The 17,829-nt window shown below is 61.8% G+C and carries 14 protein-coding genes and 1 pseudogene; 7 read left to right on the forward strand and 8 right to left on the reverse strand.

Annotation, left to right across the window (positions count from 1 at the left end):
* Positions 1-300 precede the first annotated feature (300 nt).
* Positions 301-1,440, forward strand: a complete 1,140-nt coding sequence (locus tag HAQ05_RS18015) for a porin (RefSeq protein WP_190423029.1) — start codon at positions 301-303, stop codon at positions 1,438-1,440.
* Here the strand turns inward: HAQ05_RS18015 and HAQ05_RS18020 are convergent.
* The 3 genes and pseudogenes from HAQ05_RS18020 to vapB form a co-directional block, all read right to left on the reverse strand.
* Positions 1,437-2,360: a LysR substrate-binding domain-containing protein gene (locus HAQ05_RS18020; RefSeq protein WP_190423030.1), complete on the reverse strand. Its 924-nt coding sequence runs from the start codon at positions 2,358-2,360 to the stop codon at positions 1,437-1,439. The genes HAQ05_RS18015 and HAQ05_RS18020 overlap by 4 nt on opposite strands.
* Positions 2,361-2,858: 498 nt before the next feature.
* A pseudogene (locus tag HAQ05_RS18025) lies at positions 2,859-3,267 on the reverse strand (type II toxin-antitoxin system VapC family toxin).
* A complete protein-coding gene (gene vapB / locus HAQ05_RS18030) occupies positions 3,264-3,494 on the reverse strand; it encodes a type II toxin-antitoxin system VapB family antitoxin (RefSeq protein WP_190423031.1) in 231 nt (76 codons plus the stop codon). The pseudogene HAQ05_RS18025 and the gene vapB overlap by 4 nt, the downstream one beginning before the upstream one ends.
* A gap of 277 nt (positions 3,495-3,771) precedes the next feature.
* On the opposite strand from vapB, the gene HAQ05_RS18035 reads away from it, so the two are divergent.
* A complete protein-coding gene (locus HAQ05_RS18035; protein ID WP_190423032.1) occupies positions 3,772-4,284 on the forward strand; it encodes a MarR family winged helix-turn-helix transcriptional regulator in 513 nt (170 codons plus the stop codon).
* On the opposite strand, the gene HAQ05_RS18040 is transcribed toward HAQ05_RS18035, so the two are convergent.
* Positions 4,276-4,686: an ester cyclase gene (locus tag HAQ05_RS18040; protein WP_190423033.1), complete on the reverse strand. Its 411-nt coding sequence runs from the start codon at positions 4,684-4,686 to the stop codon at positions 4,276-4,278. The two genes, HAQ05_RS18035 and HAQ05_RS18040, sit on opposite strands and share 9 nt — an antisense overlap.
* A gap of 318 nt (positions 4,687-5,004) precedes the next feature.
* The gene (locus tag HAQ05_RS18045; protein WP_190423034.1) at positions 5,005-6,891 is read right to left on the reverse strand and encodes a sigma-54-dependent Fis family transcriptional regulator; all 1,887 of its coding nucleotides are present in this window, start codon (positions 6,889-6,891) and stop codon (positions 5,005-5,007) included.
* A 432-nt stretch (positions 6,892-7,323) separates the two neighbouring features.
* Between HAQ05_RS18045 and HAQ05_RS18050 the strand changes: the two genes are divergently transcribed.
* From HAQ05_RS18050 to HAQ05_RS18060, 3 genes are read left to right on the forward strand one after another with little or no spacing between them, the layout of a single operon-like run.
* Positions 7,324-8,682, forward strand: a complete 1,359-nt coding sequence (locus HAQ05_RS18050) for an ammonium transporter (protein ID WP_190423035.1) — start codon at positions 7,324-7,326, stop codon at positions 8,680-8,682.
* A gap of 30 nt (positions 8,683-8,712) precedes the next feature.
* A complete protein-coding gene (locus HAQ05_RS18055; protein ID WP_190423036.1) occupies positions 8,713-10,347 on the forward strand; it encodes a GMC family oxidoreductase in 1,635 nt (544 codons plus the stop codon).
* A gap of 12 nt (positions 10,348-10,359) precedes the next feature.
* On the forward strand, positions 10,360-11,859 hold the full coding sequence (locus HAQ05_RS18060; RefSeq protein ID WP_190423037.1) for an aldehyde dehydrogenase family protein: 1,500 nt from the start codon (positions 10,360-10,362) through the stop codon (positions 11,857-11,859).
* A 158-nt stretch (positions 11,860-12,017) separates the two neighbouring features.
* On the opposite strand, the gene HAQ05_RS18065 is transcribed toward HAQ05_RS18060, so the two are convergent.
* Positions 12,018-12,602, reverse strand: a complete 585-nt coding sequence (locus HAQ05_RS18065) for a hypothetical protein (protein ID WP_190423151.1) — start codon at positions 12,600-12,602, stop codon at positions 12,018-12,020.
* A 400-nt stretch (positions 12,603-13,002) separates the two neighbouring features.
* Here HAQ05_RS18065 and HAQ05_RS28735 point away from each other — a divergent pair, with 400 nt between their 5' ends.
* Positions 13,003-13,287 carry a hypothetical protein gene (locus tag HAQ05_RS28735; protein ID WP_238935090.1) on the forward strand — a complete coding sequence of 95 codons (285 nt, stop codon included), beginning with the start codon at positions 13,003-13,005 and terminating at the stop codon, positions 13,285-13,287.
* Positions 13,284-15,062 (forward strand): ABC transporter ATP-binding protein, encoded by a 1,779-nt coding sequence (locus tag HAQ05_RS18075; RefSeq protein WP_190423038.1) that lies wholly within the window; start codon positions 13,284-13,286, stop codon positions 15,060-15,062. The genes HAQ05_RS28735 and HAQ05_RS18075 overlap by 4 nt, the downstream gene beginning before the upstream one ends.
* A gap of 321 nt (positions 15,063-15,383) precedes the next feature.
* Here HAQ05_RS18075 and HAQ05_RS18080 read toward each other — a convergent pair whose 3' ends face one another.
* Entirely contained in the window at positions 15,384-16,544 is a 1,161-nt protein-coding gene (locus tag HAQ05_RS18080) for a lactonase family protein (RefSeq protein WP_190423040.1), read from the reverse strand.
* 264 nt (positions 16,545-16,808) lie between these two features.
* Positions 16,809-17,804 carry an aldo/keto reductase gene (locus HAQ05_RS18085; RefSeq protein WP_190423147.1) on the reverse strand — a complete coding sequence of 332 codons (996 nt, stop codon included), beginning with the start codon at positions 17,802-17,804 and terminating at the stop codon, positions 16,809-16,811.
* Between the last annotated feature and the right edge of the window lie 25 nt (positions 17,805-17,829).

Genomic DNA, 17,829 nt, shown 5'->3' on the forward strand with positions numbered 1-17,829 from the left:
TAACCAACGGTTAACTTTGTAGCGCATCACCAGGCAATTTCGCCCCATGGCAGTGCGAGTTGTTCGCCGCGGTCCATCCGACGCACTGATTTCTGCCAGTAATAAGCACCGAACCGGGCCCTAAATGCGCCACGAAAAGCTATTTTCCCCACTATGCCCGCCCTTACTGCCCGAAAACCCTCCCCGCCCAGCCGGCAAATTAACAAAAATGCATAACAGTCCAAAAATTACAATTTCCTGCAGATTTTATTTTCATTGAGGCTGCAGCTCCTCAGCCATCATGTTCACGGAGAGTCTGCAATGGGTACGACCGGCGCGCGCAACTCGTCATTAGCCGCCATGCTTCTGGGGCTCGGACTGCCTATCGCCAGCCTGGCGGAGGGTTTCCCCGCGATCGCCCGGGTGGCTTCGGGGTTTGGCTACTACAACGTCGACAAGGGCTACAGCGACACCCTCAAGCTCTATGGCACCTTCGATGCTTTTGTGAACTACCAGGACTCGGGCCATTACTCCGGCTTCAAGGTTGCCGGCGGCGCCGCTTGGACCAATAAGTTGGGGCTGTATATGCGCAAGGCGCTCACTCCGAGCACCGTGCTGGAGGCGGATGTCGAAGAGGGCTTCAACCTTAATGGCCAGGCGCTCGACCAACATTGGAAGCAGGTCGGCGCGTTACGCCTGGCGGTCGTGGCGCTGCGCTCGCTGGACTATGGCAAGCTGGAATTCGGCAAAACCTACGGCATGGGCACGCCAACCTTCGCCGACCCGTTCCTGGCCACCTATGGTTCGCCCTATACCTACCTGACCACCCCACCCGCAGGGCGCGGTGCTTATTATCTGGACCTGCGGCCCAAGCACACACTGGCCTACACCACACCCAAATTCGGCGGTTTCAGCCTCGGCAGCGCGTTGAGCTTTGGCCTGGACGACGCCGCCAGTTCGGGGAAAACCCTGCGCGGCAAGGGCCTGAGCGTGCAATACAGCAATGCCCGGTGGATCTTACTGGGCTCGTTCAACGACTACCTCAGCGACCCATGGGCCGATGGCGATCGCCAACGCCAAACCCACAATTACTTCAAAAGCGCTTCGGCGTTTTATGACTTCGGGCCGCTCGCTGCCAGCCTGACCTGGCAGCGCCAGGACGTCGACTACCGCGCTACGCCGAGCATGAGCGCATGGACCGTAGGCATCACCGCCCCCGTGGGCAAAGCGGACGTGGCGCGCCTACTGCTGGTCAAGCGCAACGTCGAATTCGGCGACAAGGATGCGTTCGGGATGATGCTCGGCTACGACCATTTCTTGCGGCCCAACTGGGCTATCTATGGCCGTGTCGCGCTGATCGACAACCGCCCCAATTCAGCCATCACCTATGCCGGCATCCCGCTCGAGCAGGCCGGCGACGACCCCCAAAACCTGGCAATCGGTATGTACTATCACTTTTAGCGGGCGCGCTCGGCCAATGGGTCTGCGGTCAGCTTGGATTTAAGGCCGTAGAACAGATCCCGGGCCGGCGACGTCAGCGAGTGGCGGTCGACGCATACCAGATAAATCGGGTACTCGGGGATGATCTCCTCGACCTCGACCCAGACCAACTCCGGCGCCCGGCCCGATGGCAGGGTATTGCCCACTGCCAGATGGCTCAGTGTCATGAAGGCATCGGCGTTTTCTACCAAACGCAGTGCCAGGAGCAGAGACGCGCACTCGATGACCTTCTGCGGCGGGTGGATATCGTTGACCTCGAACATCTGATAGAACTGCGACGAGCGATCGTCGATTTCATCCAAGCTGATCCAGTTGGCGTACTGCAATTGGCGCAGCGAGCGCGACTGGCGCAACGGGTTGTTGGGGCTGCAGAGCACCGCGCCCTGGATGCGATGCAGCGCCTCCCAATCGAGGTTCAGGCGCTGGGTGTTTTGCTGCGACGTCACGGCAAAATCCAGCGTGCCGTCGCGCAAGCGCTGAACGATATGGCTCGGGCGCTGCTCGACGAGTTTGATCCGCACCCGTTGGTTCTTCGCCTGGAAATCACTGATGCACAACTCGAACCCCGGCAGCATCGCGGTCAGTGAAGTGACCCCGATGGCCACCTCCCCCACTGCCGTGTCATGAATATTATCGGCCTCGATCTGCAAGCGCCGCATGCTTTCAACCGCCATGTGGGCGTGGCGGATGATCCGCCGGCCCTCGTCGGTCAATGACATGCCCTTGTACGAACGTTGCAGCAAGGTCAGCCCAAGCTCGCGTTCCAGATCCTTGATCGAGCGGCTCAACGCCGGCTGGGTAACATGCAGGATTTGCGAAGCCTCATTGATGCTGCCGCACTGATTGATCGCGACCAAGGCTTTGATTTGATGAAATTTCACGGTGTCTGGCTCGCTTTAATCAGTCGCCTAAGGCCAAGCAAGATACTGGCCAGCGACGGCCATGGAGCCAAGGCGGCCCGATCATGCGGCATGCTGGGCCGTGGGCGACAACGCAGGCCAGCTTTCGGACAGCGCCCTACCGATGCGTCAAACCCAAACTTGCGCGACCCGTTCGGCGAGAGAATCAAGCAGCCCCCGGACCTTGGCCGGCACATAGCTGCTTTGGCACCGGAATGACCGTGACGGAGATTTGCCCCCTGCGCATGAGCGATGACCTGACCGAATCCGGCTTAGTGCTCATCGACTCCCAGGTACGCGCAGAAATCGCAGCTCTCCTACGTACTTGCCCCACATAAGGCGGGGTTTGGTACGTAGGCGGTGTGCATGCATGAAGGCGGACCGATGGCGCGCCTGAACAGCTTTCCCCACCTTGGGCAGACCCGCCAAGCGACGGTGTGGCATCGCCAGTGGAGTTGGTGATTGCGGCCGCGGTAAACCTTAAGCCCAGTCTTCGTATACCAGATTTGGCACCCGGGCAAACTCGCGTACGTTGTTGGTCACCAGCGTGCAGTCGAGCGCCACTGCATGCCCGGCAATAGCCGTGTCATTGGGGCCGATGGGGGGCGGCCTGAGACAGCAACCGCATGGTTTCAACGGTGGCATCAACGGCCTTCATATCCCATGGCAGCACGGCATCCAGTCGCCTCACGAACTCATCAACGAGCGCCTTGTGCTTGGGCGAAGCCTTCTTGCCGATTTGCCCGTAACGCATCTCGGCATAGGTGATCGCTGAAATGACAATCCGGTTGCCCCTCTGCACTTTTCCCATCGGCCGCTGCGGCACCGATGCTGGATGGTCGAGCATGATGAAGGAGCAAATGCCAGTGTTGAGCATGAAAGTGGTCACAGATTGAACCTGCCTTTATCGTCCACAATCGCAGCACGCTCTTGCAGGTAATCGGCATCGGTTTTTTGCAGTTCGGCAAAGGACGCCCAGGACGGCCGGGCAGGGCGCAGCGTGAGCACGTCACCTTCTCGGGTGATTTCCAGTTCCGCAACGCCCTCGTATGCCATATCGGCGGGAAAGCGAACGGCCCGGTTCTTGCCGTTCTTGAAGATAGAGACGGTACGCATGGCGCAACTCCCTGCATATGGTTGGCATATGACTTCGGGCGACGATCGCGTGCGGCAAAAAATTTGGTGCCTCGAATTCGCGGCCGAAAGGGTGGTGGTCAACTGACCGTGGACACTGCGTTGAGCTTTTCCTCGGCAACCGTAGGCGGTAGCCCTTCGTTGAACTGACGCGACGGTTGCCAGTTGTACCTTTGCATCATAAACCGAACGATATCTTGCCCGGCCGGCGCCGCAGTCGTGTAACCCATTAGCATGCAAAAACCGGCGAGGGCCCTGTATGCTCGATACACCCCACCCGCATAGAGGCACCGCTTTGTCGCCTTCGAATCATCAAACATCGCAGCACGCCGTATCGCGGGCTGAGCAAGTGGCCGAGGGCCTTCGCAGAGTGGTCGGCGATCTGGTCCGAAAGGTACGCAACGAGGCACACACGCCGTCTTCTGCCCAATCTGAAACGCTCGGGTTTATAGACCGCAACGGCGCTGCCAGCATCAGCGAGGTGGCCGCTTACCGGCATGTGAAGCATCAAAGCATGCGGCTGGTTATCGACCAGTTGGAATTGCAGGCGTTAGTGACCCGCACCCCCGACCCGGTAGACGGGCGTAAACAATTGATTGAATTGACAGCAAAAGGAAAAGCGGCCCTTGAAACCGGCCGGAGCCAAAGGAGCCAATGGCTGGCTGACGAACTCAAGCACAAAACGAACGCGGCGGAACTGGAAACCCTGAGTTGCGCCGTCGAAATACTGGGCCGCCTATTAGCCGCTGAACAAAACGACCAATCAGTCTGATCGCAGAGCGGCCAGCGTGCCGCTCAAAGAGTTGATGCCCCAGTGCTCCACGTATTGACTGTTGTGGATGCGAACGATGTCTATCACGTCGATCACCACCGAGCGGCCCGTCGCCGCAATACCCAAAAGCTCCCCGACGTGTATGGCGGTAATGCGCTTACGCGTGGTGACCTTGTCGCCTTCTGCTACCTGATCCAGCACCGTGACCTTCAAGTCGGCCAGCCCAGGGCGAAGCACATGGTTAAAGGTGTGCCAAAGGCTTTCCTTGCCGTCGGGTGTACCGGGCGCCGTTGTTCTATTGATGAAGTCGTCCGCCACGAGGGCATCGAAAGCGGCGCGATTGCATTGCTCGATAACCTCCTCGTTGAAACGGCAGACAAGCGCTTTGTTCGTTTTAGACATGAGGTGGCCCGGATTCACTAGGTTGGCTTCATGCCAATATATACAGTGTGACTGTATAAATCTACGATCATCGTATCCTTGGTGGTGGGGTAGCGCTTCGATCAAACCATTATCGGTAACTCCGAACGGCCGGGTGCTAAGCGCTGATAGCGCAGGGGCGCCGCCCCCCCCCCCGTTTTAAGGTGCGAAGCGCTGCTGATGATCATTCATATCCCGTGGGTTTGATGCTTGGGCAGTTGCCTCCAATAATTGATGGCATGGATCGGTGCCCTGACGTGCAAGCGCTCAGGGCTAACCGGGGCCGGTGATCAGAAGCGCTTATCGCCGCTGTTCATCACGCACACGTAAAAGCTGCGGGGTGGCACGGATACGGCGTTGTAATGTTGAGCGGCTGATGCCCAACTGTTCAGCGGCCAGCGACACGTTGCCTTGGGTGCGGTATAGGGCCTGAGTGATGCCTTGTTCTTCGAGATCGGCCAAAGGCACGGGCTGTTGGTTTGTTTGGGTGGCACAAGCTTTGCGCCGATCATCCGCCGGCGTTAAAGCAAAGCGGACGCACTCGGCAGATAGTACCTGGTGGGCGTCGCACATCAAGGTAGCCCGCTTGAGTACGCTAATCACTTCCCGGGTGTTACCCGGCCAGGAATGGCGGGTCAGTAGGTCCAGTGCCTCAGCACTGATACCGCCCTGATGCCCGCAGGCCGTTGACAGCAGCGAGCGAAACAACGACGCCTGTTGCGTGCGTTGGCGCAATGGCCTAAGCGTCAGGGTTATGCCGGCAATCCGGTAAAAAAGGTCAGCGCGAAAAAGGTCCTTTTCAATCAAGCTTTCCAGGTTCTGGTGGGTCGCGCAGACCAGGCTGAATTTGACCTTGCGGGCCTTGCCGCTCCCCACCCGGGTGACCTCGCGGGTGTCGAGTACCCGCAACAAGCGGGCCTGAAGAGCGATGGGCATGTCACCGATTTCGTCCAGGAACAGCACGCCGCCGTCAGCTTCTTCGATACGGCCGCTGGCGCCGCCACGGCGGGCGCCGGTAAAGGCACCCTCAACATAGCCAAACAGTTCGGCTTCGATCAGGTGCTCCGGTAAGGCGGCGCAATTGATCGCCACAAACGGCCGGTTGCGGCAATGCCGTTCGTGCAGGCTGCGGGCAACCACCTCCTTGCCCGTGCCCGTTTCGCCGCGCACCAGCACCGAGAGGTCTTTGCCGAGCGCTTTGAGCGCGAGTTGGAATTGCGCCGGGAACTGCCCATCGCCCATCAGCGGTGCGGTCGGCGCAGCGTCGAGCGTATAGGCCCGAGGCGCAACGGCGTCCAACGCTTCGATAAAGACAAAGGCTCCTGAATGCAAGCGAATCGGCTGGGGCCGAGCGGTATCGGCGAGTTGCTTGAGCCATGGCCCGAAGCGTCCATCGAACAGACGCTCGAAGGTCAACCACGACAATGGTTGGCCGCGCGGATTAAGCAACTGCCCTGCCTCCCGGGTCATGCCCAGCAGCTCGCCATCGACACCGAATGCCACGGTCGCGGTGCGCGATTGGCCGTTGGCTGTCCACGACATGCGCACGGTCAAACAGGCGAGCAAGCGTTCCAATTGACGTTGCTCGATCGCGGCAGCGCAACTCTCGACAAAGCTCAGGGCACCGAATTCTGGGCCGTGCTGGTGCTTGGTCAGGTTGACCGCGCCCACCAGGCGCCCGTCGATACCGAAGATGGGTGCCGCAGCACAATAGAACAGCGAATTGGCATCGAAATAGTGCTCGTCACCCAATACCTGCACCGCCCGCTGTGACACCAGCGCGCAGTTCATGGCGGCGGTACCGATGGCCGACTCCGACATGTCACTGCCCAATTGCAGTGCATGGAACAGGTCGCCGCTGGCATGGCGAGGGTCACAGGCTCGGGCAATGGTAATGGCGTTGGCATCGGTCAGCACCGGATGGAACCCCGAGCGATGGAGCACCGTGGAAAACGCTCCCAGCGTACTGTCGAAGTCCTGGATCAGGGTGGCGTGCCGGTCTTGTAAGTCTTCCAACAGCATTCGGTCTCGGATGTTGAAGCCGATGCGCTCGGCCGTGTTCCGGCGAAAACCGGCGCAGCGCCGCCACGACTCGAGGATCGCGTTATCCACCAGGCCCGTTGGGTCCTCTCCGGCCTCAAAGAACAGGGAGCGCGCACGCTGTACGATCGGAGTCGAGAGGGACATGACGAAGTCCTGTAGCGAGTCGCCGGAAGCCGGCGGGAAAGGCCGTATCACGACAGCCCACCCGCGTGGATCAAGCAACGATTATGCCGCTCGCTGCCAGGATAAGGATGAAAACAGCGCCCACTACCCCTGGCCCGGTTCAGGTTGACTGAGTCAAGTTGACCCACTGACCCATTGGGTGGATCTGCCGACCGCTCTTGCTCCCCCTGATCCAACGCCTTGCCAAATATAAAACCCTTTTGAATCAGAACGATAAATCTAATACCCACATCATTCACGCGCTGTGAAAAAACTGGAATAGCCCATGCATTGGTGCTCCCAGGATAAAAGCTGCCGTACGAAGCAGCAGGCTCTGTGCCTGGCCAGAGTCCGTTTCGGTTCCTGCTCAGCCCTGCCCCATTGTTGGCCGCTATCGGCTGGAGAACTCTCGATATGTCCGTGCCCTTGCAAGTGTTCAGTGACCAGGTCGACCTGCATCAGCAAGTCACCGCTTTTTTCTACATCTTCGCCTCTCTGGGGGTATTTCTCGGCGTGATCGCCGTAGCACTGATTGACGCCGGCTTCGTGCATCGCAAGAACCTGATGGACACCATCGTGCAGAAAATCCTCAGCGCCTTTATCGCCAGCGGCAGCTTTATGCTGGTGGGCTATGCCGTATGGAACTACCAGTATTACCAGGCGTTTGCCGTACCCAACGGTTTCAGCCAGGCGCTGAGCGACTGGTGGATGGCCGGCGCCAACCTGTCGAAGTTTGCCCAGAACATCGACCCCGCCGGCGTGCCGGAAGCCGATACTTTCCAGGTCTTCAGCGTGTTTTTCTTCTGCTTTTCCGGGCTCACCGCTGCGCTGATTCATGGCGCGGGGCTCGAACGGATCAAGCCGGGGGCAAGTTTCATCACCGCTGCATTCGTCGGCGGTGTGATGGTGCCCGCTTTGTCTTACCTGACCTACGGCTCGGTGAGCCCGCTGACCAATGCCGGCCTGCACGACTTCGTTGGCGCCTATTGCCTGTACATGCTGGTGGGCGTGTGGTCGCTGGTGCTGGCCTGGCGCTTGGGCCCCCGCCTGAGCATTCCGGCAGGGCCGCATAATCCGCTGTTGGCAGCCGGTGGTTTTTTCGCTTTGTTGCTGGCGATTCCCATGTTCGTCATCGGCTGTGGTTTTCTCACGCCGGGGCAAGGTTATTTCGGCCCGACCATGACCACCAGCGGCCTGGGCATCGTATTCGCCAACGTATTCATGTCGTTCGCAGGGGGGGCACTTAGCGGCGGCTGGATCGCTTACAGAAAGCGCAAGCCGTTGTACATCCTCAGCGGGCCGGTTGCGGGCTACCTCGCCTGTACCGCCTTGTTCGACTTGGTATTGCCCTGGCAAGCGCTGGTCATCTCACTCTGCGGGCCGTTCATCCTGATCGGCGGCGAAGCCCTATTGCGCAAACTGAAGATCGACGACCCCAAGGTCACGCCATTGGCGCTGGGGCCGAGTGTATTCAGTGTGTTGATGGCGGGCTGGGTCGGCGCCGGTGTGCCGCAAGGCGGCTTTCCTGGCATTGCCGACGGCACCTATGCCTTCCAGCACGCCCATGTGTCGTTCGCTACGCAGTTGGAAGGGGTACTGATCGTCGTTGCCATCAGCGCCTTCGCGGCCTTGATCCTGTCGCTCATCATCGAGAAAACCGTAGGCCTTCGGGTCTCTGCGCAAGCTGAGCAGCGCGGCCTGGATGACGTGTACTGGAACATGCAGCCCCAGGCTGCAAACGCTGCCGCCAAGCCTCAGGCCACCGCCGCTTGAACCCCCAACCCAATTCTGTTGGAGTCTGAAATGTATCACTCTCTTGACCACGTAAAGCCTGATCGCGAAATCATGAACGAGTCCATTCGCTCGCACTACGACTTCATCGTCTGCGGTGGCGGCTCGGCCGGCTGCGTCGTCGCCCGGCGCTTGGCCGAAGACCCCGACGTCACCGTGCTCTTGCTCGAAGCGGGGGGCAGCGATCGGGTACCCCAGGCCATCGACTCGACACAGTGGATGTGGAACATTGGCACGTCACGGGATTGGGGTTTCAAGGCGCAGCCGTCGGCGAGCCTGAATGGCCGTACGCCACTGTTGCCCATGGGCAAGTTACTCGGCGGCGGCTCGAGCATCAACGGCTCGGTCTGGGCACGCGGCCACAAGCATGATTATGATTTCTGGGCACAATGCGCAGACGACGAAGGCTGGGGCTACGAATCGGTGCTGAGCCTCTATCGCCGAATTGAGGATTGGAAGGGCCCGGCCGATGCGCACCGGCGGGGGGTTGGCGGCCTGCTGAACATCCTGCAACCGGACAATCCGATTCCACTGGTGCCGGCGCTGATCGAGTCGGCCCAGGCTTTGGGCATTCCCTTTGTGCAGGACATCAACGGCGCCGCCATGGAAGGCGACGGCGGCTGCGGCCTGCCCAATGTGCTAGTGCAAGACGGCAACCAGCGGGTGTCGATGGCGGCCACCTACTTGCACCCGTACATGGGCCGCAGCAACCTGGATATTCTGCTCTGCGCGGAAGTCGGCAGGGTACTGCTGGAAGGCAAGCGGGCAACCGGCGTCGAATTCATCCGTCGCGGCAAATTGCACAAGGTCGAATGCACCCGCGAAGTGATCCTCTCGCTCGGCGCAATGAACACGCCCAAGGTGCTGATGCTCTCGGGCATTGGTGACGCGGCGCAGTTGCGCCCGCACGGTATCGAAGTGAGGCACCACTTGCCGGGGGTCGGCAAGAACTTTCAAGATCATATCCTGCTGGCCGGTTGCATGTGGGAGTACATCGTGCCGGAGGCGCCGCGCAACAACGCTGCCGAGTTCGTTTTCTACTGCAAGAGCGACCCCTCGCTGAAAACGCCGGACCTGATGCCGGTTCTCGAAGAGTGCCCGTTCGCCAGCGAAGTCACTGGCACTCAGTACGACGTGCCGACCGGAGCAGCTTCGGCCTGGACACTGGCGCCGGGGCTGGCCCGACCCGACAGCCGCGGGCAGATTCGCCTGGCCAGCGCCAACCCCCTGGACGCGCCGCTGATCGAGGCGAACTTCCTGAGCACCGACACAGACATGAAGGCCATGATCCGCTGCGTGGAAATCTGCCGTGACATCGGCAACGCCGCGGGCCTTGCGCCCTTCCGTAAGCGTGAGGTAATGCCCGGCAACCTCTCAGCCAAGGACATGGAGCAGTTCATTCGCAACGCTGCTGGCACCTACTTCCACGGCAGTTGCACCGCCAAGATGGGCCGCGACGAGCAGTCGGTGGTCGATGGGCAACTCCAGGTGCATGGCATCGACGGCTTGCGGATTGCCGATGCCTCGATCATGCCGGCCATCACCACCGGTAACACCATGGCTCCTACCGTCATCATCGGCGAACGGGCCGGCGACATTCTGCGCAAGGCCCACTCGTTGTCTAGCGCCCACATTACCCTGGGCTGAGGAATAGTGAACATGATTGATTTGACTCGTGTCGCACCGCTGTTGAACGAGGGTGCGCGGCAGTTCCTAGGCAGCGCTCAGCCGATGTTGATTGGCGAGCAGTGGTGCAATGCCGACAGCGGTGAGCTGATTGATGTTTTCGACCCTGCCACCGGCACGCTGCTCAGCCAGGTGCCCGCCGGCGGTGCCAGCGATGTCGACCGCGCAGTGACGGCTGCCCGCCAGGCATTGGCGGGGCCCTGGGGGCAAATGACCGGGCTGGAGCGCGGCAAGCTGATCACGCGCTTCGCGCAGCGGCTGGAAGCGCTTGCCGACGAATTGGCACAGATCGAAGCGATCGACTGCGGCAAGGCCGTGACCCATGCCCGCTACGTTGATGTGCCGCTGACGGCCAACACCTACCACTACATGGCAGGTTGGGCGAGCAAGGTCGCGGGGGCCACCGTGGGGCTGTCGAGCCCAGGCAATGCTCATGCCTTTACCTTGCGCGAGCCCATCGGCGTGGTCGCGCAGATCGTACCGTGGAATTTTCCGCTGGTACTCACCGCCTACAAGTTGGCACCCATCCTGGCTACCGGCTGCACCACCATCATCAAGCCGGCCGAACAAACGCCCTTGAGCACCCTGCGCCTGGCCCAGATCGCCCTGGAGGTCGGCTTTCCGCCAGGTGTGATCAATGTGGTGACCGGCTATGGCGCGGCGGCTGGTGCGGCGCTGGCCGCTCATCCTGGGGTCGACAAGATCGCCTTCACCGGTTCGACCGAAGTCGGCAAACAGGTCGCCCGCACAGCCCTGGACTCGGTCAAGCGGGTGACGTTGGAACTGGGCGGCAAATCACCCATGGTGGTGTTTGCCGACGCCGATCTGGACCACGCTATTCCGGCCCTGGCACAAGCGATCTTCTTTCACCAAGGCCAAGTGTGTACCGCCGGTTCACGACTTCTGGTGCACCGCTCGATTCATGATCGGGTCATCGAAGGCATCATCCGGCAGGCAGGCCTACTGAAGATGGGCCATGGCCTGGAGCCGGAAACCACGCTGGGCCCGCTGATTTCTAAACGCCAACTCGACCGGGTCCGCCACTACATCGAACAGGGCCAGCGGGATGGGGCCGATGTCATCAGCACCGGCCTGGAAACCGCCGAGTCCGGGTACTTTGTACAACCCACTTTGCTTGTGGGGGCATCGCCCGAGTCGGCGGTGATGCGTGAGGAGATCTTCGGGCCGGTACTCTGCGTGACGTCGTTTGGCGACGAAGGCTTGCATGATATCGCTCGGCAAGCCAACGATACCCCCTTTGGCCTGAGCGCCAGTGTATGGACCCACGACCTGTCCACCGCCCATACCATGGCCAAGCTGATCAAGGCCGGCAGCGTGTGGGTCAATGCCCATCACTGCTTCGACCCGGCCCTGCCATTCGGCGGCTTCAAACAGTCTGGCTTTGGCCGCGAACAAGGCGCCGAGGCGATTCACACGTTTACCGAAGTCAAGTCGGTGTGTATGAAACTTTGACACACCAAGCGCCCCTTTTGGGTGAAGGGGCCCCCTGGAAAACTTCACCCCGCTTTCTTCATGAACTGTGTAGATCGTATCTCGCCAGGGGGTGGATGGTCGGCGTTGGAACGCCACAGTTGTCGCCGGTCAGCCATAGCGCTCAGGTCGTGCCATTTCTAGTAGCTGGGGTAGCTGGGGTAGCTGGGGCTGTCGGGGCTGTTGTTGTGAGCGTAGTCGTAGCAGGCAAAGCCCACCGACAGGCGCATCGCCATCGAAAGGGTAGGTGGTTTTGCTATCCACCCACACGCTGCCCGGGCGGCGGCTGCCGGTGCCCCATACTGGAAGGCGGTGACCCGCGCAGGGTCTCGATGTAGTTCACCCCCTAGGCGTTGAGAAACCCATACGGCGTGCCGCGGCAGCCCAGCGTCATGGCCGGACAGTTCGTGGCGGCCGCCACGCGGGCCACAATCACTGGCAGGCCCGCCGGTGGGCCTGAAGCGGTTACCCCGGCTGCCGGGTACCCTCGCCTCAGACCGAGCTGCGCACCGCGGGCGGCAGGTGCCTTGGCTAGAGAGGTATGTCACCAGCACCACTCCAGGGGCCAGTTCGCAGCCATTGAGGTCGCTGAGCGTGCGCTCGGCCACCGGCTCTCGGCTGCGCGCCGCAATCACCTGGGCGCTTTCCCAGGCGCCGCCGCTGGCGGCGAACTTATGAAAGTCATCGGCCAACAGGGCGTAGAGGGCGCTGGCGCCATGGCGCACGGCGGGTGCCAGCAGCTGGGTTTCTCATGTATGGAGGTGCGTTTGGATGTTCATGTTCTCCGGCTGCTCATGGCAGCATACGCCACCGGCTGACCTAGAAGGGCACGGTAATCTGCTTGATGTGTTCTACCCGGCTGAACAGGTACGCCACCTGGGTTTGGGCCAACAATTACACGAGCATGTAGGGGGATCAACTGGTCGAACTGCACGCGGATGCAATTGTGCGCGATGGCGGGTAACCTGCTGGCGCTGCGTTTTTGCCTGTGCAATGGCTGGCGCGAGCTGGGCCACACGAGGATGATGGGGTGTTCAGCGGTACGTGCGCTCGGTGCGACCGGCGACACCAAACGGAGGAGGGTTACTTGAACGATGAGCCCGTTTCGTATTCCAAGGAGGCATCGTGCCCAAGCCACTGCATGCCCACCTGTTTGAGATGAACTGCGTCAACCACATCATGCACGGCAGGGTGCCCCCGGACAACCGCCACCGCGCCAACGACCTCGACTACTGGATCGAGCTGGCGCCGCTGCTCGAATACGGCACGTTCGATGAGGTGTATTTGGCCGAGGTGGTAGGCCGACCGCGCTTGCTCGCCAGCCGCCCCGGGGCACGTTACCGAGATCTGGCGGCGCTTGAGCAAAGCCTGCCACCGCTGCGCTTCGATGCCCCGGCGGTGGCGCCATGAGCGCGAACGAGCAGGGCTGGGATGTGCGCCGGCTGCCCTCCACCCCAGGCGCGTTCGTGTGGTACTTCATCGCCCGTTACCGGCGGTTTTACCTGGGCATGTTGGCGCTGCAAACCGTGGCGGTGATGTGCGCGGTGCTGGTGCCTTGGGCGCTGGGGCAGATCACCCGCAAGGTCAGCCAGGGGTTGGCGGCCGACCAGGCCTTCGCGGTACTGACCTGGCCGCTGGCAGGCTTTGCCGGGTTGCTGGTGCTGGAGATGGTGTGCATACGCGGCGCCAGTTGGCTGCACGTGCGCACGCTGCCACGCCAGCGCCGCTCAGTGACCCACGCGATGTTCGCCTACCTGCAGCAACATTCGCACCGCTACATCACCAGCGAGTTCGCCGGGGCCCTGGCGCACCGTATCTCGGAAGTCTCCATGGGGGTCACGCAAACCCTGGCGATCCTGATTTTCGATTTGATCCCGCTGTTGGCCACCCTGGCCCTGGCGGTAGTGATCCTGGCCACGGCCAACGCCTGGCTGGCGCTGTTCATGGGCGCCTGGGCCGTGGGCTTTTTGCTGCTGTGTTGGTTTTTGGCGCAGCGCAGCCACCCCTTGTCGCGCGAATACGCCGCCGCGCGCAGCACCAGCACCGGTAAGGTGGTCGATGCCGTGAGCAACCTCACCAACATCCGCCTGTTCGCTCGCCACCCCTTCGAGCACCAGTACCTGGGGCAATACCTGGACCGTGAGGTGGCCGCGGCGCACCGTTCGCTGGGCTACATGGAGCAGATCCGCTGGTTCCAGAACGCCTGCGGGGTGGTGCTCAAACTTGGCATCCTGGGCTTGGTCCTGTGGCTGTGGCGCGCTGGGGCCATCGACATCGCCACCTTCGTCATGGCCACCAGCTTGTCGCTGATGATCATTACCGACGTGGCGGGGCTGTCGCGCCGGTTGCTGGAGTTTTTCGAAGCCACCGGCAACATCGCCAACGGCGTGCGCACCGTGGTACGCCCCCACGAGGTCACCGACCGGCCCGATGCGCGGCCGCTAAAGGTCGCCCGTGGCGAGGTGAGCTTCAACGATGTGACCTTCGGCTACCACGCCGGCCGGCCGATTTTCCAGCATCTGAACCTGCACATTCCCGCTGGGCAGCGGGTGGGCCTGGTGGGCGCATCGGGCTCGGGTAAGTCCACGCTGCTGAGCCTGCTGTTGCGCTTGTACGACGTGAACGAGGGGCAAGTGCTGGTCGACGGCCAGGACGTGCGCAGCGTCACCCAGCATTCGCTGCACAGGCAGATCGGGCTGATCCCCCAGGAGCCTGGGCTGTTCCACCGCAGCATCCGTGAAAACATCCATTACGGCCGGCTGGATGCCGACGATGAGGCGTTGCTGGCCGCCATCGACCGGGCCGGCGCGCGCGGCTTCATCGAGGCCATGGAGCAAGGCTACGACTCATTGGTGGGGGAGCGCGGGGTCAAGCTATCCGGCGGCCAGCGCCAGCGCATAGCCATTGCCCGGGTGCTGCTTAAGAACGCGCCCATCCTCGTGATGGACGAAGCCACCTCCAGCCTGGACTCGATCACCGAGCGCTACATCCAGGACAAGCTCGATGAAATCATGGACGACAAAACCGTGATCGTGGTTGCCCACCGGCTTTCCACCGTGGCCCACCTCGACCGCATCATCGTGTTTGATCGCGGCCGGGTGGTCGAAGACGGCAGCCACGCCCAACTGCTGGCCCAACGTGGGTATTATTACCGGCTGTGGAGCCGGCAGGATGTGGCCGCGTGAGCCTCTGGCCGTTGCTGCCGTGCGCCCGGCCGCAGCCCCTACAACTGCGCGCCCTGGCGCTGTTGCCCCAGTGGCAATGACCCCACAGTTGCCCCGTCCTCAGCACCGGCCTACACACAAAGCGTGTTTGATCGGTAAGTTATAAGTGGGCACGGCTCCTGCAACCGCGCCGTTGAGCTTTCCGCTGGGCGCCGGCAAGCGCGGATTGCCAGCGCCCTGAGGCCGCTGCTGTGGGTCGCCGACGAACCCACCACTGCCCTAGGCGCCGTTGACGAGGCCTTTAACCTGTTCGATGAAACCCGACGCTGGAAAATCGCCGCCTCAGTTGTAGAACTTCACATCCGACGGCGCATCGATGTCGAACTTCTGCACCGTCGCGCCTAGGGTGCCCTTGGCCGGGTCACGCTGTACCACCACGATCTGGTTGCTCTTCTGGTTGGCGATCAGCACGTACTTGCCGCTGGGGTCGAAGGTGAACTCACGTGGTTCGATGCCTTCGACGCTGCGCCGCTGCACTTCCTTGAGTTCGCCGTTGGCCTTGTTCACGCTGAACACCAGCAGCTCGTTGCTTTGCCCGCGGTTGGTCACGTACAGGTAGCCGCCATCGGGCGAGAAATGCAGCGCTGCGCCGGCCTTGTGCGCGGCGTCAGTGCCGGCGGCCAGTTCGACACTTTGCGTTTGCACCAGGTTGCCGGCCTTGACATCGAACACCACCACCCCACCGGCCATTTCCAGGGTCAGGTAGGCGTGTTTGCCATCTGGGCTAAACAGCAAATGGCGCGGGCCGCTGCCGGGCGGCAGCGCCACGGCCGCTGGGTTGGCGGCGGTGAGCGGGTGGGCCCTGTTGGCCGCATCGTAGTGGTAAACGAACACCTTGTCGGCGCCCAGGTCTTGCACGTACACATAGCGGCCATCGGGGCTGGACACCACCGAGTGCACATGGCTGCTGGCCTGGCGCTCGGGGTTGACCTTCGAAGCTTCATGAGTTTCCTGCTGCTGCACTTCGCTCAGCTTGCCCGCCTTGTCGACCGCCAGTACCGCCAGGCTGCCGCCCGGTTGCGGGTGCACGGCGTAGTTGGCGACAAACAAATGGGCCTCGCCCTTGGCCAGGCTGGAGAAGGTCGGCTCTTCACCACGGGTGTCAACCTGGTTGAGCAGCGCCAGGGCATGGGTTTTAGGGTCGATGCTGAAGGCGCTGGCCTTACCGACCACATCCTTGGCGCCTGGGCCGTTTTCGTTCACTGCGTAGAGACGGCTGCGGTCGTGGTTGAAGGTCAACCAGGAAGGGTTTTCGCTCACGGCCACCTGCAGTGGGGCGCTGGCGATCTGGCCGGTGGCGGGGTCGAACGCGTACCGGTAAATGCCCTGGCTGGTGCCGGCGGTATAAGTGCCGACCCACAGTTCGTGGCTGGCAGCACTGGCGTAGGTAGCCCACAGGCTAAGGCTGCTGGCGAGCAGCAAGGGCAAGGCTTGACGTTTCATTATTTTTTTCCTTGACGGCGGTGGGTCGTGAGACCGGAAGACGGGGCGGTAGCGGCACACGGCTATGCGGCAATACGCCTACTTGTACGGTAGCCCGCCCCCCGGTTGCTCGATAATCTTAGCGCCAAACGCTAAGTTTATTTTTAGCCCAAATGAAATACCGTTGCCGCTAGGGCGATGGGCCCCGTGGCGTGGCGCTACGCCGACAGCGGCAGGGCCACCGCCTCGGCCGCAAACGGGCCGTTTATAGGAGCCCGAAATCAGTCAGGAGAACCCGGTCACCGCGTGAGGTACGTAGTGCGCTTGCAGCCGTTCGGTTTGCGCCGTGCTCAGCTCTACGCCTAATGCGGCGATGGCGTCGTCCAGTTGCGCTACTTTCGAGGCCCCGACGATGGGCGCCGACACCCCTCGCTGGCCCAGCACCCAGGCCAGGGCAATTTGTGCCATTGGCAGGCCACGTTCGGCGGCGACGGCTTCGACCACGTCGATTACCTCGCCGTCTTGCACCTCGGTGCCTTGGTAGAACGATTGGCCGGAGAGGTCGGTGCGGGTGCGCTCGGTCTGTTCGCCCTTGGGCCGGGTCAACCGGCCGCGGGCCATGGGGCTCCAAGGGATCAGCCCGACGCCTTGGTCGAGGCACAGCGGGATCATTTCGCGCTCTTCTTCGCGGTACAGCAGGTTCAGGTAATTCTGCATGGAGACGAACCGGCTCCAGCCGTTGGCCAGTGCCACCTGCTGCGCCTTGGCGAACTGCCAGGCGAACATCGAAGAGGCGCCGATGTAGCGCGCCTTGCCGGCCCTGACCACGTCGTGCAGGGCCTCCATGGTTTCCTCGATGGGGGTGTGGTAGTCCCAGCGGTGGATCTGGTACAGGTCGACGTAGTCGGTGCCCAAGCGCTGCAAGCTGGCGTCGATACCCGCCAGGATGGCCTTGCGCGACAGCCCTTGCTCGTTGGGCTTGGTGGAACCTTCCCACATGTTGGCCGGGTAGAACACCTTGGTGGCGATCACCGTTTCGTCGCGGCGGGTGTACTCCTTGAGCAGCTTGCCGACGATGATCTCCGAAGTGCCGGCCGAGTAGCTGTTGGCGGTGTCGAAGAAGTTGATGCCTTGCTCGACGGCATGCTTGATGATCGGCCGGCTGGCCGATTCGTCGAGGGTCCAGGGGTGGGTGCCGGCATTCGGCTCGCCGAAGGTCATGCAACCCAGGCACAACCGCGAGATGTCCAGGCCGGTGCTGCCTAGTTTGACGTATTGCATTTGGGGTAGCCCTGCTGTGGGTGGT

Origin of the sequence: Pseudomonas typographi (assembly GCF_014694385.1) — a bacterium.
Taxonomy (GTDB): Bacteria; Pseudomonadota; Gammaproteobacteria; order Pseudomonadales; family Pseudomonadaceae; genus Aquipseudomonas; species Aquipseudomonas typographi.